11 protein-coding genes are annotated in these 13,690 nt (G+C 56.4%); 4 read left to right on the top strand and 7 right to left on the bottom strand.

Annotation, left to right across the window (positions count from 1 at the left end):
* Positions 1–440: 440 nt before the first annotated feature.
* Complete coding sequence (locus ABVT35_RS11635) at positions 441–1,388, bottom strand: hypothetical protein (protein ID WP_368466621.1); 948 nt, start codon at positions 1,386–1,388, stop codon at positions 441–443.
* Between the two features lie 89 nt (positions 1,389–1,477).
* Here ABVT35_RS11635 and ABVT35_RS11630 point away from each other — a divergent pair, with 89 nt between their 5' ends.
* On the top strand, positions 1,478–2,047 hold the full coding sequence (locus ABVT35_RS11630; protein WP_368466619.1) for a nitroreductase: 570 nt from the start codon (positions 1,478–1,480) through the stop codon (positions 2,045–2,047).
* Between the two features lie 12 nt (positions 2,048–2,059).
* Here the strand turns inward: ABVT35_RS11630 and ABVT35_RS11625 are convergent, their stop codons facing one another.
* On the bottom strand, positions 2,060–2,446 hold the full coding sequence (locus ABVT35_RS11625) for a VOC family protein (RefSeq protein ID WP_368466617.1): 387 nt from the start codon (positions 2,444–2,446) through the stop codon (positions 2,060–2,062).
* Positions 2,447–2,530: 84 nt separating this feature from the next.
* Here ABVT35_RS11625 and ABVT35_RS11620 point away from each other — a divergent pair, with 84 nt between their 5' ends.
* Positions 2,531–3,145, top strand: a complete 615-nt coding sequence (locus tag ABVT35_RS11620; RefSeq protein ID WP_368466615.1) for a flavin reductase family protein — start codon at positions 2,531–2,533, stop codon at positions 3,143–3,145.
* 2 nt (positions 3,146–3,147) lie between these two features.
* Here the strand turns inward: ABVT35_RS11620 and ABVT35_RS11615 are convergent, their stop codons facing one another.
* Both ABVT35_RS11615 and ABVT35_RS11610 read right to left on the bottom strand, forming a co-directional pair.
* Complete coding sequence (locus ABVT35_RS11615) at positions 3,148–4,038, bottom strand: CoA ester lyase (protein ID WP_368466612.1); 891 nt, start codon at positions 4,036–4,038, stop codon at positions 3,148–3,150.
* A gap of 2 nt (positions 4,039–4,040) precedes the next feature.
* Complete coding sequence (locus tag ABVT35_RS11610) at positions 4,041–4,493, bottom strand: MaoC family dehydratase (protein WP_368466611.1); 453 nt, start codon at positions 4,491–4,493, stop codon at positions 4,041–4,043.
* A gap of 135 nt (positions 4,494–4,628) precedes the next feature.
* Here ABVT35_RS11610 and ABVT35_RS11605 point away from each other — a divergent pair, with 135 nt between their 5' ends.
* Positions 4,629–5,765: a DUF2336 domain-containing protein gene (locus tag ABVT35_RS11605; RefSeq protein WP_368466608.1), complete on the top strand. Its 1,137-nt coding sequence runs from the start codon at positions 4,629–4,631 to the stop codon at positions 5,763–5,765.
* A 20-nt stretch (positions 5,766–5,785) separates the two neighbouring features.
* Here the strand turns inward: ABVT35_RS11605 and parE are convergent, their stop codons facing one another.
* The 3 genes from parE to gltX all read right to left on the bottom strand — a co-directional run bounded on the left by parE (position 5,786) and on the right by gltX (position 11,187).
* Positions 5,786–7,867 (bottom strand): DNA topoisomerase IV subunit B, encoded by a 2,082-nt coding sequence (parE, locus tag ABVT35_RS11600; RefSeq protein WP_368466606.1) that lies wholly within the window; start codon positions 7,865–7,867, stop codon positions 5,786–5,788.
* Between the two features lie 265 nt (positions 7,868–8,132).
* Entirely contained in the window at positions 8,133–9,425 is a 1,293-nt protein-coding gene (gene gltA / locus ABVT35_RS11595; RefSeq protein ID WP_368466604.1) for a citrate synthase, read from the bottom strand.
* 340 nt (positions 9,426–9,765) lie between these two features.
* Positions 9,766–11,187, bottom strand: coding sequence for a glutamate--tRNA ligase (gene gltX, locus ABVT35_RS11590; protein ID WP_368466602.1), 1,422 nt, complete (start codon positions 11,185–11,187; stop codon positions 9,766–9,768).
* Positions 11,188–11,546: 359 nt separating this feature from the next.
* On the opposite strand from gltX, the gene ABVT35_RS11585 reads away from it, so the two are divergent.
* A complete protein-coding gene (locus ABVT35_RS11585) occupies positions 11,547–13,685 on the top strand; it encodes a ComEC/Rec2 family competence protein (protein ID WP_368466600.1) in 2,139 nt (712 codons plus the stop codon).
* Positions 13,686–13,690: the final 5 nt, after the last annotated feature.

Raw genomic sequence — 13,690 nt, 5'->3', positions numbered from 1 at the left:
TAATATAAATATTATTGGCAATACTCGAGACGAGCAGACCTGGGCTTGACGCCCTATTCTTGTCCACAAGCTCTCCGTTGCCGAGACCTCCGGAGATTGTATATTTAGTGAGAATCAACTAGGCTGAAGCCCAGTCTCAAAACACCGCCCTGTTCCATTCGACGCGACCGTTTGCCGCCTTAACGTCAAACGAAGAACAAGTTTCGGCCTAAACTATGGCGATTGCGTCGCTCTGATGCCGCAATCTGGCCATTCGGCAATCAAGTTTTGTGACACGCGGTAGCAAACCTCAAAACGCGCGGCATTACGCTGGCGGCGAATTCACGGGAAATTTTGGTTCAAAGCGGTGCTTTGTCAGGAAGCTGGCGCAGCAACCATAGGTACAGATTCGTCGGTTTGAGTGAGGCTGATTTGCGCGACAGAGGGTATTGTCCAGCGCTCTACTGAAGTAAGACTTCAACGTCGTAGTTGAAGCCAGCCGCAACCTTGAAGTCACGCCGGAAGAGCTGTTCCTTGTGCCGTGCAATGGCGGTGTAGTCGCCTTCAGCGAGTACAAGGGAAGGGAAGGCGCCCACGCTCTCACTGATCAGGTCACCGGCGGAATTGGTGATCGACCATGCCGTGTCGGCAATGGCCTCGCCGCCTTCCTCGGCAACAAGTTTCAGCGTAATCTGGGCTGCCCTATGCTGAATGGTGGCTTCAGTCAATTTGCCCGCAGATACCGCCAGGTCGGAGCGGATCACCGCATTGACCGAACCGTATTCCGAAACGACGTGATAGATTCCGTCATTCAGACGCACGATCTGGTTTGGCCTGACGTCGGCAATGATCAGCTGACGCTGTTCATTTGCGTCACGCTCTTCCGAATAGATTGAGAATTTCAGCTTTGCGGGCGCGATGCGTACGTCGTTGCCGGAAATGGCATTGAGGACAAGCCCACCCGCATTCAAGATGAAGTCTTGCGTATCGACCGGTCCATCGATCGGTACGGTGAGTTTTCGTGTTACGCCAGCCAGGCCGAACGCCACGTGGACGAAGTACTCACCAGGCTCCATCGATATAAGCGCCGAACCACCCTCGGAAGTTGCCAATATGGGCAGTTTGCCGTCCTGGCCCGGAACCGGATGGTAAATACGCCACACGAGACCGTGCTCGAGCGGAGCGCTGCCCTCCACAAGGCGGGCATCGAGTTCCACATTGCGCAACTGTTGGGACGTAATGCCGACATTTGGAACCTCGCCCGTCGGGGCGAATTCGGTAAGCCCCGGCAGATCGAGCGGTATGGCATTGTCAACCGGTGTGGTGTTCTGAGCCGTTGCATCGAAAGACAAGGCCAGGAACAGTGCCGCCGCGGCTGAAATAGATATGTTGAGCCCGAAAAGTCTCATCGATGTTCCATTAATGCTTGTCACTCGTTTCAAACCGATGCAAATGGCATTTTCAAGGCCAAGAATCCGCATATGACAAGGGTATAGTGATGAATCAAGCATTGAAAGCCTATCTTGAAACACGACGGTCGATCCCGGCAAATGTCATGAGCGGTCCCGGGCCGGACAGAAAAACCATTCAAAAGATGCTGTCGCTTGCAACGCGCGTTCCCGATCACGGCAAGCTGGCGCCCTGGCGTTTCATCGTATTTTCGGGAGAAGCGCGCCAGCGGATTGGTTCTCAATTGGCTGAGATCGCCCTGAAAAACGACCCGGATATGCCGGATGAGCGCCGGAGGCAGGAAGAGACGCGGCTGACACGCGCACCGGTCGTCATTGCCGTTATCAGCACCGCTGCCGAACATCCAAAGATCCCCGAATGGGAGCAGGTCATGTCGGCAGGCGCCGTGTGTCTCAATCTGTTCATGGCTGCAAACGCTTACGGCTATGCAGCCAACTGGCTCACCGAGTGGCTCAGTTTCGACGCCAATGCACTTGAAGTGCTTGGCGTTGACCGGGACGAACGCATTGCCGGTTTCATCCATGTCGGCACGCCTACGGTGCCTCCGAGCGAGCGGCCGCGTCCGGATGTGAACGCCATTACGAGTTGGGTTGAATAATCCGGCCCCTGGTCATTTGCGTTGCGATGCCGGGGTCATCCAGCCGGAGACGGCTCCATTCGGATCGGCAACGATTGCGATGCGGCCAATTCCGGGTACTTCGAAAGCAGGGCGCCGCAGCGTTCCGCCTGCCGCGAGCGCTTCTTCGATGCGTATATCGATATCGTCTACCGCGAAGTAGGTGAACCAGTGATCGGGAATGTCGTCGAAATATGGTTCCTGCATCGTCAGTATTCCAGCGACGACATCATCACCCGATTTGCATAGCCAATAGGTGTCCCCGGTTTCGGTCGGCATGGCATCGAATGTCCAATCGAAGGCGTTGCCATAAAATTCCATCGCCCGCCCCGCATTGCGTGTCGTCAGTTCGTTCCACCAGATCTGACCGTGACTGAACATGCTTGCTCCCTCCAACCAGCCGGTATATGCGTCGGCTCTCACCATTTATAAGTAGTGGCAGGGCACACGGGGAGCAAGCACTGCATGTTTTACGAAGCGCACTCGAATGAGCACGGTCTGCGGCACGATCCGTTCAAGGCACTCGTATCTCCGCGGCCGATCGGCTGGATCGGCACACTGGCTGCCGACGGTACGCCCAATCTGGCTCCCTATTCATTTTTCAATGCGATTGGCGACAATCCGAAGATGATCATGTTTGCCTCGGACGGGCGCAAGGACAGCGTTACCAATGTGGAGGCGACCGGCGAGTTTTCCGCAAGCCTTGCCAGTTTGACGCTTGCCGATAAAATGAACGCCAGTTCCATCAGCGCACCGCCGCATATCGACGAGTTCGACTATGCCGGGCTGACCGCAAAACCAGGCAGATTGATCTCAGCACCTCATGTCGGTGAAGCGTTTGCCGCGCTCGAATGCAAGGTCGTGGATATCTTTCGGCCGAAGACAATTTCAGGCACTGAATCCGGATATATACTGGTCATCGGGCAGGTCGTCGGCATCCATATCGATCCGCACATCGTCACGGACGGTAAGATCGACATGGCAAAGGCCGCGCCGCTGGCGCGTTTGGGGTATCGCGACTACAGCCACGGCGCAGAAACGTTCGAAATGGTTCGTCCGACATGGGAAGACGAAGCCTGAAATCAACCAAGCCCGGCTGACTTTGCCCGTTCCAATATCTTCAACGCCTGCCTTAGGTGCGGTCTGTCAATCATCTGGCCGTCCAGGCTGAGCACACCGACATCATCGCCGGCTTCATCAAACAGTTTGACAATGCGCTTTGCCTTGCCGATTGCCGCGTCGGACGGTGTGAAGACACGATTGATGATGTCGACCTGCGACGGGTGAATGGCCATCTTGCCGGAAAACCCGTCTCGAACCGCTTCACGGCATTCCTGTTCCAGCCCGTCGGCATTGCGAAAATCCACATAGACAGTATCGACGGCTTCAACTCCGGCCGTGGCGGCACCCAGCAGTGTGAGCGTTCTGGCATATCGAAACAGGTCCGTATAACGGCCGTCGTCCGTGCGGTTGGATTCTACACCGATATCGGCAGAAAGATCCTCTCCGCCCCACGATAGGCTTTTGAGCCGGTTTGACGCGCCTTCATAAGTGCCGGCGTTCAGCGCTCCCTTCGCCGTTTCGGTAACGAGAGCATGAATTTCCGTCTCACCTTCGGCAATACCTGCCTCCGCTTCGTGGACGGCAATCATTGCGGAGAGCTGCTGGACATGTGCTCCACTTTCCGATTTCGGCAGAAGAACGCCGTCCGGCCGTGCGCCGACAATCGCTGCCAGATCGTCATCGGTCATATCGCTTCCCAGCGGATTGACACGGACGACCAGCTTGGGCGTATCAGCAGATTGTTTCTTACGCTCTGCTTCAATGAAGTCGCGCGTCAGTTGTCGCGCTGCGGGTTTTTGTGACAGGGATACCGAATCTTCCAAATCGATCAGCAGACAGTCGGCACCGCTGGAAAGCGATTTTTCCAGCTTTCGCTCCGAATCACCTGGTACAAAGAGATAAGAACGCACCTTTAATCCACCTTCTTTCGCATCATTGCCTGGCGGCGGCAGCTTGCAACAAGGGCGTCGTGCTGATTGTAACCGCGATGTTCGAACTCAACGATGCCGCGATCGGGTTTGGATTTCGATTCACGAACCGAGATGACCTCTGTCTCCACCCGCAGCGTGTCGCCGTGGAACATGGGATGCGGAAACAGGACATCTGTCATTCCCAGGTTGCCGATCGTTGTGCCCATTGTTGTGTCGTTGACGGATATTCCAATCAATAAACCCAATGTAAACAAAGAGTTGACAAGAGGTTTTCCCCATTCGGTTTTAGACGAAAAGTCGAAATCTATGTGCAGGGGCTGCGGGTTGAGCGTCATGTTGGAAAACAGCATGTTGTCATTCTCGGTAATGGTTCTTCGAAGCTCGTGCTGAAAAACCTGTCCCGGTGAAAACTCCTGCAAATAAAGTCCTGGCATTCGGGTCCCTCCATTTCGCGGGCAAAATAGGCGAGGGGTTCGCAGGCTGCAAGCGGTTAACGGATATGGTGAACCGATCGTAAACCTTTTGCTCATAAGGTCAGCACAATGAAGCAGGGATCGCGGAATTTTTAGATGATCGTCAGGAAGTTTATACAGTGGTCGGAAACGGCGGGAGCACGCGACAGGGCTCGCGCCGCGAATGCCCTGGCAAGGGCCTTTGCACTCAGCGAACTCTCCATAGATGAAACGCGAGCGGCCGAAGCCGCGATGGCATTGCTGCTGGACGATCCGTCTCCGATGGTGAGGCAGGCACTGGCCGAGGCCCTGGCAACCAGCGACAAGGCGCCGCGTGCGGTCATCCACGGACTGGCGCGGGATCAACTGGATGTTGCGGGCATCGTCGTATGTTGCTCGCCAATCCTCAAGGACCAGGACCTTGTCGATTTGGCCGCCGATGGAAGGCCGGGTATCCAAAGAGCGATAGCAATGCGTCATGAACTCAGGCCGGCTGTTTGCGCGGCGCTGGCAGAGGTGGCCGGGCTGGTTCCGGTCAGCGAGATGCTCGATAATTTTTCAGCGTGTATTGCCAAGGTCACGCTTCGCAGGATCACCGAGCGATTTGGAAATGAGCCGGACATCCGGGCAAGGCTGCTAGAGCGCTCGGACCTGCCATGTGACGTTCGCCATGCCCTGATCGTGAAGGTTGGCGATGCACTCGCAGGATCGCAGTTTGTTGCAGGTATTGTAGGCCGTAGCCGCATCCAGCGCATAACGCGGGATGCCTGTCAAACAGCAACACTTCATCTTGCGGGAAACATTGGTGGCGATGAAATTCCAGCACTGGTGGAGCATTTGCGCATCGCCGGCAAGCTGACGCCGGCATTTCTGATGCATACGCTGTGTATCGGAAACATAGACTTTTTTGCCGCGGCCATCGGTTCCGTGGCGGGCGTTCATGACAACCGGGTGCGCGGAATTCTCGTCGATGGAAGGCGCAATGCGATACACGCGCTATACACGTCCGGTGGCATCGAAAGCGCTGTTGGCGAGGTTTTTGTAACTGCAACATTGTTGTGGCGCGATGCGACACGGTCCCAGACAAGCCCTAATGCTCTGCGGATCACAGAAGCGCTGATCGAGCACTATGCCTATGCAGGGGACGGCTCGCCTATTGCGGAGTTGCTGACACTGGTTGAACGCATGAACCTCGATTTCCGCCGTCAGGCAGCGAAGGACTACGCGGTTTCCATCGCATTCGAGGCCGCCTGATTCAACCGCGGCGCCAGTGGTCAGATATCCAGATCTTCGACAAATTCGGCACGCTCCTGAATGAACTGGAAGCGGGCATCAGCTTTTGTTCCCATCAGATTGTCAACGGTTTTGCGTGTGACGTCCGCTGAGGTCTCGTCGATCTCCACCCGCAGCAATGTTCGTTTATCGGGGTGCATTGTGGTCTCTTTAAGCTGGGCCGGTAGCATCTCGCCAAGCCCCTTGAACCGGCCGATGTCGATCTTGCCCTTGCCCTTGAATTCCGTTTCCAGCAATTCGGCCCGGTGCAGATCGTCTCTGGCGTAAAGTGTCTTGCTGCCCTGGGTGATGCGGTAGAGCGGGGGAACGGCCAGGTAAAGATGGCCCTCACGAATGAGGTCGGGCATTTCCTGGTAGAAAAACGTGATCAGCAGGGACGCGATGTGGGCACCGTCAACGTCGGCGTCGGTCATGATAATCACGCGATCGTAGCGAAGGTCGTTTTCGCGGTATTTGGTTCTGGTGCCGCAACCTAGGGCCTGAACGAGATCGGCAATCTGCTGATTGGCACCGAGCTTGTCGCGGCCGGCGCTTGCAACGTTCAGTATCTTGCCGCGCAGCGGCAGGATTGCCTGATTGGAACGGTTCCTGGCCTGTTTGGCTGAGCCTCCGGCCGAATCTCCCTCGACGATGAAGAGTTCAGCGCCGGCGGCAGAATTCTGTGAACAGTCGGCGAGCTTTCCCGGCAGACGCAGTTTGCGAACCGCGCTTTTGCGGCTGACTTCCTTTTCCTTCCGCCGGCGTACGCGATCATCGGCGCGTTCCAGCACCCATTCGAGAAGCTTCGCGGCCTCCTGGGGTGAATCGGCAAGGAAGTGATCGAAGGGATCGCGAACTGCATTTTCGACGATGCGCTGCGCTTCGACCGTTGCCAGCTTGTCCTTTGTCTGGCCGACAAATTCCGGCTCACGAACGAAAACGGAGAGCATGCCCGCCATGGAAATCATCACGTCATCCGTCGTAATGATCGAAGCGCGCTTGTTGCCGGTGAGTTCCGCATAGGCCTTGAGGCCGCGCGTCAGAGCCAAACGAAAACCGGCTTCGTGCGTTCCGCCTTCGGGTGTTGGGACGGTATTGCAATAGGAGTTTACGAATGCGTCGCCCGTATACCAGGTGACTGCCCATTCGACGGTACCGTGGCCGCCTTTCTTTTCAGAGCGGCCGAAGAAAATGTCGCGAGTAACTTTGTGCTCCGGTCCGATCGTCTCGTCGAGATAGTCCTTCAGACCGCCAGGGAAATGAAACACGGCCTTTGCAGGTGTTTCGCTCTTTTCGCCAAGCAGAGACGGATCGCAGCTCCAGCGTATTTCCACGCCGCCAAAGAGATAGGCTTTGGAACGCGCCATTTTGAAAAGACGAGCGGGCTCGAAATGCGCGTTTTTGCCAAATATTTCGGCATCGGGATGAAAGCGCACCCGTGTGCCGCGGCGATTGTGTACCTCGCCGAGATCCTCAAGCTTGCCGTTTGGCACGCCGCGGGAAAAGTTCTGCCGGTAAAGACGCCGGTTGCGGGCTACTTCCACTTCGAGATGATCGGACAGGGCATTGACCACGGAAACACCGACGCCGTGAAGGCCGCCCGAGGTTTCATATACCTTGGAATCAAACTTGCCGCCGGCGTGGAGCGTGGTCATGATGACTTCGAGCGCGGACTTGTTCTTGTATTTGGGGTGCGGATCGATCGGAATACCGCGGCCATTATCCGTCACACTCAGATAGCCTTCGGCATCAAGCTCCACCTCGATGAAATTGGCATGTCCCGCGACCGCCTCATCCATGGAGTTGTCGATGACTTCGGCAAACAGATGATGCAGCGCACCAACATCCGTGCCGCCAATATACATGCCGGGCCTGCGGCGGACCGGTTCGAGCCCTTCCAGGACTTCGATATCGGCAGCTGAATAGCTGGTTTCGGTGTCGTTCTTCAGTGGAGCCACCTTGCGGTTGCCTGTCTTTTTCGGTTCGGCCTGCGCTCTCTTCTTTCCCTGGTCCTTGTCATGCGACGTGCTGACTTCTGCAGGCGCAGCACCAATACCGGAGAAAAGATCGTTTGTATCATCCATGGGGCAGGCGGGGCCTCATTTGCAGGTGGGGAGCATGTCTGCACCATCGGGCCAGGCAGGGCTCCCTATGTGATTCGTGTTGCCGTAAGTCTGCCAGAATCAAGCATTTTTTGCGAGAGAAATGGCATAATTTCGTTGCTATATGCAGGCAGGATTGCGTTCATTTCCGGGCTTTTACCACAAAATGACGCCCCCGACCGCGTTTAGCGGCAAGGGGCGCTGTTTCTCCAGTTCGCACAGATGCGAACAATCATCTCACTGTTCGCTATGAGCGGCTCGAAATCGGTACATAGTCGCGTTCCGTATCACCCGTATAGAGCTGGCGCGGACGGCCGATCTTCTGATGCGGATCCTCGATCATCTCCTTCCACTGGGCAATCCAGCCGACCGTGCGGGCGAGTGCAAACAAGACGGTGAACATGGTGGTCGGGAAGCCGAGCGCCTTGAGCGTGATGCCTGAATAGAAGTCGATATTCGGATAGAGCTTCTTTTCGATGAAATATTCATCGGTCAACGCAATACGCTCGAGCTCGATCGCCACATCGAGCAGCGGATCGTCCTTGATGCCGAGTTCAGCCAGAACCTCATGGGTGGTTTTCTGCATTATCTTGGCGCGCGGATCGTAGTTCTTGTAAACCCGGTGCCCGAAGCCCATGAGACGGAAGGGATCGTCCTTGTCCTTGGCGCGGGCAATGTATTCGGGAATATGATCGACCGAACCGATTTCCGAAAGCATGTTCAGAGCAGCTTCATTGGCGCCACCATGGGCCGGCCCCCACAGGCAGGCAATTCCGGCGGCTATGCATGCAAACGGGTTGGCGCCGGAGGAGCCGGCAAGCCGCACCGTCGACGTCGATGCATTTTGCTCGTGATCGGCATGCAGAATGAAGATGCGGTCCATTGCACGTGCCAGGACCGGATTGACTTCATAATCTTCGCAAGGGACGGCAAAACACATGTGAAGGAAGTTCGACGCGTAATCGAGGTCGTTTTTCGGATAAATGAACGGCTGACCGATATGATATTTGAAGGCCATTGCCGCGATCGTCGGCATTTTTGCGATCATGCGCAGGCTGGCCACCATCCGCTGATGCGGATCCGTGATATCGGTGGAATCGTGATAGAACGCGGAAAGTGCACCGACAACGCCGCACATGATTGCCATGGGGTGGGCATCACGGCGAAAGCCGGTAAAGAAACGCGACATCTGCTCATGAATCATGGTGTGGCGCGTAACACGGTAGTCAAAATCCGCCTTCTGCGACTTGTTGGGCAGTTCACCGTATAAAAGCAGATAACAGACTTCGAGAAAGTCCCCATGCTCTGCCAACTGGTCAATAGGATAACCGCGATGCAGCAAAACGCCGGCGTCGCCGTCGATATAAGTGATTTTGGATTCGCAAGATGCCGTAGAGGTAAATCCGGGGTCGTAGGTAAAGGTGCCCGTTTCTTTATACAGGCTTGCAATGTCGACAACGTCTGGGCCAACTGATCCGCCGCGCACCTGCAGTTCGATGTCTTTGCCATCGACAGAGAGCTTTGCCTTCGATTCCGTCATATTGGTCCCCTTATAAAATCGTTCAAAACAAGACCTGAGGAGGCATTCCCAGGTCCGACTGGAATGTTGTGCGCCGTTGCTAGCCGATTTAACGGACGCTGCCAAGCTATGCGAAGGTGTAATTGTGCACTGCAACGTGTCGGCTATGGCGGCAATGGGGAGACCATCGCCGAAAATTGCGATTTGCAATGTGTGGCAGATTCAGCACACGTACCAGGGGCAACGGGCCGGCAGGTATGGGCCCAATTGCCTGCAGCGGTACGCATTTGTGAATTACACCGGCCGCCAGCGAGTGCTTAAATACCGCACAGGCCGGCTTTTTTCCAGTGTTGAAGGCAGATCAATTCAACTGATCGCCAATGCGACCCAGTGCCTCATCGCGTCCGAGCACTGCAATGACGTCAAACACACCGGGCGATGTTGTGCGGCCAGTCAGAGCGGCGCGCAGTGGTTGAGCCACTTTGCCGAGCTTCAACTCCTCGGCGTCGCTGAAGTCGCGAATGACCTTTTCCAGGGTGTCGATCCGCCAGTCGGATACGGCTTCCAGAAGAGGCAATAATTTCTTCAAGACGTCGCGGCCGCCCTCCGCAAGGATTTTTTCGGCCTTTTCTTCGTTCTGAAGCGGGCGCTCGACAAAAAGGAAGCGGGCGCCATCGGCCAGGTCGACCAGTGTCTTGGCGCGTTCCTTTAAACCCGGCATGGAGACTACCAGCCGTTTGCGGTTTTCGTCCGTCATGCGCTCGGAAAGGAATTCGCCACCTTCAATCTCCGGAAGGACCGCGATCAAGGCCGTAGCCAGGTCCTCATCATTGCCATTGCGGATATAATGGCCGTTGATTGCTTCCAGCTTCTTGATATCGAAGCGCGCAGCGCCCTTGTTGACGTCGGCGATATCGAACCAGTCGATCATCTGCTGCATGGAAATAATTTCATCATCACCATGGCTCCAGCCGAGGCGAACGAGGTAGTTGCACAGTGCTTCGGGTAGATAACCCATGGCCCGATAGGCTTCCGCGCCAAGTGCGCCGTGACGCTTTGACAGCTTTGCGCCGTCCGCACCGTGAATGAGCGGAATATGCGCCATTTTAGGAACCGGCCAATCCATTGCCTGATAGATGATCGTTTGGCGTGCCGCGTTTGTCAGGTGATCGTCCCCGCGAATGATATCGGTAACGCCCATGTCGTGATCGTCGACGACAACGGCCAGCATGTATGTCGGGTTCCCGTCCGAGCGCAAGATGATGAAATCGTCCAGATCGGCGTTCGGAAAGGTCACATCACCCTGCACCTTGTCGGCAACGACCGTTGCACCTTCTCTGGGCGCCTTGATGCGTATCGCGGGTTTGACGCCTTCAGGCGCTTCAGAAGGATCGCGGTCGCGCCAGCGGCCGTCATAGCGCGGCGGACGACCCTCGGACCGGGCCTTTTCGCGCATTTCCTCAAGCTCTTGAGGAGTTGCATAGCAATAATAGGCGTTGCCCTTTCTGACGAGTTCTTCGGCGATTTCCCGGTGCCGGTCGACCCGGGCATATTGCGAGATCGGTTCGCCTTCCCAGGAAAGGCCAAGCCACTTCAGACCATCGAGAATGGCTGACACGGCTTCCTCGGAGTTGCGGCTTCTGTCCGTGTCTTCGATGCGCAGCAGCATCTTGCCGCCCCGGTTTTTGGCATAGAGCCAGTTGAACAGCGCGGTCCGGGCGCCGCCGATATGCAGAAAGCCGGTCGGCGATGGCGCGAAACGGGTGACTATTTCTCCGGACATGGAGCTTCCTCGATCTTCGTGAATTGTGCTGGAACGTGGCGCGTCATGTAACACAGAACCGTGGGAGTGCAAGGTTTGATGCGTTGCCTTGCTGCTTTCGCATTGCCGTGTAGGATCACAGGCTGCGGCAAAAGGGGCGGCAAACCGGTTTTATGGACGGCACAGAGACAATCGAAAAACAACGCCGCATACCGGCAGGTGAGAGGGCGGGACATACCCCGGGTCCGTCCCCGGAAGGGGGGAGCAGGGATTCGAGTGAGGGGCTTCGTAACCGCGGAGTTGCAATATTTGGCAATTTTGTATCCGCAATACGCGAGGAGGCGGGCCAGGGACAGGGGATTCTGTGGTTGCCTGTGGCCATGGCTCTCGGTGCAACCTTCTGGTTCAGCACAAATGAAAGCCCACCGCTTGTGTTTGTTGCGGTCCCGTTTGTTGTTTTAGTCGGGTGGCTTCTCGCCTTTGGGTATGGGCGTGCGCGTTTCACGCTCATCATGATCGCCGGATTTCTTGCCGGAATGCTTGCAGCAGACTTTGAGACCTCCCGCAATCCGACAACATTGCTTGATAGTGAAGTCACGACCCGGCTGCGCGGCGCGGTCGTCGGCCGCGATATCGACCATGCCGGCCGGTGGCGTTACACCGTTGACATTCAAAAGACATGGGATCCGCAAATCAGGCGGCCTCCGGAGCGTGTACGCCTCGTCTCGCGAAGCAGACACGAGCCCGTTGCAATCGGCGTGGGGATCGAAGGTCTTGCACGCCTTCAGCCGCCCTCGGGTCCCGCACTGCCGGGAGAATATGATTTTTCCTTCAATGCCTATTTCAAGGGCATTGGTGCATACGGTTTTTTTTACGGTGCCCCGATAGTCGCTGACAGCGCTTTGCAAGACGGCACGGTTTCGTCAAGCCGGCGTTTGAGCATCTGGCTGGCGCAGCTTCGTGAAGACATTGCAGCGCGTATTAGGGCTGTCCTGCCAGGCGATACCGGAGGATTTGCGAGTGCGCTGACCGTTGCCGAACGGCGCGCCATGAGCCCCGAAACAGTAGAAGCGCTTCGAGCCAGTGGTCTGGCGCATGTCCTGGCGATTTCCGGACTTCATATGGCGCTGGTTGCCGGGACATTCTTCTTTTTCATGCGTGCCTGCTTCAGTTTTTTTCCGTCACTCGTCCAGGCGGTTCCTGCCAAAAAGATTGCCGCAGCAGGTGCCTTGCTTGTCGCGACCTTTTACCTGTTCATTTCGGGTGGCAGTGTGTCGACACAGCGCGCCTGGATCATGCTTGCAATCGTTCTTGTTGCCGTGCTTCTGGATCGGCGGGCTCTGACAATGCGCAATGTTGCAATTGCTGCGATCATCATCATTTTGATTTCCCCGTCAGCAGTGGTCGGACCCGGGTTCCAGATGTCCTTTGCGGCAACCGCGGCGCTCATCGCCACCTACGGGCTATGGGATCGCAGATGGTCGGAACGTCGGTTGTTTGAAAGTAATTCGGCGCCTGGGCTGTTCCGGGTCGTGCTGGTATTCTTCGCCGGTCTTGCACTGACGTCGCTGGTCGCGGGCCTGGCGACTGCGCCATTCGCCATCTACCATTTTCACCGGGTTGCATCATTCGGTCTCATAGCCAACCTCTTGGCAATGCCCATCGTGACGTTTGTCGTTATGCCTGCCGGGCTTATTTCGCTGCTCGTCATGCCACTCGGTTTGGAGCACTGGCCATTGGTTGCGATGGGCTGGGGGCTTGATGCGGTGATCGCGATAGCGCGTTATGTCGAGGGCCTCGGCGGCGTCATTGTTGTCGGCCGGATGAACTGGCTGGCTCTTTCCGCTCTTGTTTCGGGTTTTCTCGTTTTCGTGCTCGCAAAGACGCGCCTAAGGCTGATTGGTCTTGCCGTCTGCGCAATTGCCATTGCTGCCTTTGTGGTGGTCGAGCCCGACCGGAAACCGGACTTGCTGGTTTCCGAGGATGGCAGGCTCGTCGCCCTGGTCACGGAAAATGGCCTTGCAACGAACCGGAGGCGGCCATCAACCTTCATATTCGAACAATGGCAGCGTTCAATCGTCAGGGACGGGCATATCGCACCGACATATTCGGGTGTCAGCGCTACCGATCTGCCTTCTCTATTTGAAAGCATGCGAGGCCAAAAGCCGTCATTCGTCTGCGTAAAAGACACCTATTGTGGAGCTGTGACCGCCGCCGGAACAAGGGTTGCCGTTGTCGAGGACCTTGCAGCGATCGGAGCGGCCTGCGATAGCGCCGACATCGTAATCACCGCCAAGAAAATCGCCATGGAACGCTGTTATTCAGGAGCAATGCTGGTGACAGGCAGAATGCTGCGGCAAAGCGGGTCACTCGAAATCGGGATGCCGAATAAAGCCGGTGAACTCCTCGTTCGATCCGCCATCGGCCACACGAACCGGCCCTGGACTGAGCAGCGGTTCTATGACTGGCGCAGCCGATCATTCCATCACAATCCGCCAAAGTGGATGCGCGACCAATAGCGGTT

Origin of the sequence: Hoeflea sp. TYP-13 (genome assembly GCF_040932035.1) — a bacterium.
In the GTDB taxonomy this organism is placed as follows: Bacteria; Pseudomonadota; Alphaproteobacteria; order Rhizobiales; family Rhizobiaceae; genus Hoeflea_A.
This window is presented reverse-complemented; position numbering and strand designations above follow the sequence as displayed.